Source organism: Bartonella sp. CL436QHHD, from assembly GCF_042195105.1.
GTDB lineage: Bacteria > Pseudomonadota > Alphaproteobacteria > Rhizobiales > Rhizobiaceae > Bartonella.
Window position 1 is genome coordinate 1 of record NZ_JBHINR010000054.1, and the last position, 1,325, is coordinate 1,325.

Annotated in this window: 3 protein-coding genes; all 3 read left to right on the forward strand. The window is 40.2% G+C overall.

The features are described from left to right. A partial coding sequence (locus ACFIKN_RS07345; RefSeq protein WP_375658153.1) for a filamentous hemagglutinin occupies positions 1 to 578 on the forward strand: 578 nt, incomplete at its 5' end. Positions 579 to 635: 57 nt separating this feature from the next. Then, a complete protein-coding gene (locus tag ACFIKN_RS07350; RefSeq protein WP_375626849.1) occupies positions 636 to 1,037 on the forward strand; it encodes a hypothetical protein in 402 nt (133 codons plus the stop codon). After that, positions 1,025 to 1,150 (forward strand): hypothetical protein, encoded by a 126-nt coding sequence (locus tag ACFIKN_RS07355; RefSeq protein ID WP_375658154.1) that lies wholly within the window; start codon positions 1,025 to 1,027, stop codon positions 1,148 to 1,150. Before ACFIKN_RS07350 ends, ACFIKN_RS07355 begins: the two co-directional genes overlap by 13 nt. The last annotated feature ends 175 nt before the right edge of the window (positions 1,151 to 1,325 follow it).

Consider the following 1,325-nt stretch of genomic DNA (forward strand, 5'->3'; position numbering starts at 1 on the left):
AAGCCGATTCTGCTATCTCAGAACTTCTAGTCGCGGGCTATCAGAAGTTTATGGAAAATAACTTTTGGGGTTTGACCAATTTAACACAAGAAGCAAAAGATTTGATGTATAGCTATGGTCTTACAGGATTAGAACTTTATGGACATAGTCGCGGGACAATGACATTGGGGAATATGCTGAATTCTTTCAAACAAGAAGGTGTTCACGGTATAGCCAACGAAAACACGACTATCAATCTCTATGGACCAGCCTTTAATGTTTTAGTTGCATCCGGTCTGTTAGGTTATGTGAGTGACGGCAAACAAACCACTGTTGGCTTTAATGGGAATAGATACGACTTTGTCAGCAGAATTATTGGCGGCAATGGCTATACCTACGAGACAATACCTGCTGGCAGTAACTGGTGGAAAGAATGGTGGAGAGTGGCTACAAATCCCATAAGTTCCCATACTTGTCTTGGAGATGTGGGTTATAAATGCCAAAAGTTTTATAGCACATCTCATTTAGAACAAGTCCCTTTAAGGAGTNGCTACAAATCCCATAAGTTCCCATACTTGTCTTGGAGATGTGGGTTATAAATGCCAAAAGTTTTATAGCACATCTCATTTAGAACAAGTCCCTTTAAGGAGTAAAAAATGAAACAAACCTTAAAATTATTAAGTGCGATAACTCTATTGAGTATCGCTGGATGTCAGTTTAACAAACCTGCTCCAGGGTATGTGACTGCGTGGGAGAAGCCAGGAGCAGATTTGACAGAGGCAGGAAAAGCCTTGTTAGAATGTGGAATGCCAAGCCTTATTGATGCGGATCCAGAGAATGATAATCGCAGCTTTAATCAAAAGGCAACAATTTATGCTTGTATGGTTCAGGCTGGTTTCCGTGATAAAGTGGGGAGGGGGACTTGGTGCGAGAATCATAAAGCCGAAAACCTTCCCATATGTCGTCCAGGTGCTGTGATCCCGAGGCCCAGTGTCAAGAAGCGCTTAAACAGCCCTTTTTGTAAAAAATATAAAAATGCACCTGAATGCAAGCCTTAAGTCTTGCTTGTGATGATCAACAATCCGCCATCCTTGCCTTTGCTTGGAATGGTGGGATTGTTTTCTCAACCAATCATCTCAATATTGTTCACCGTTGTTTTAAGCAGCGGTGACAGGAAATATCAACAGGCTTATGAGCTTTTTTATTGTAAATAAATCCATTGAAAGAGGGGAATAATGAAGAAAATCTTAAAACTATTGAGTTGTATAGCTCTGTTAAGTATCACTGGATGTGTTAACTCAATTCCCTCACTTTCTCCAGCATTATGGAGAAATAAAATACTTTTA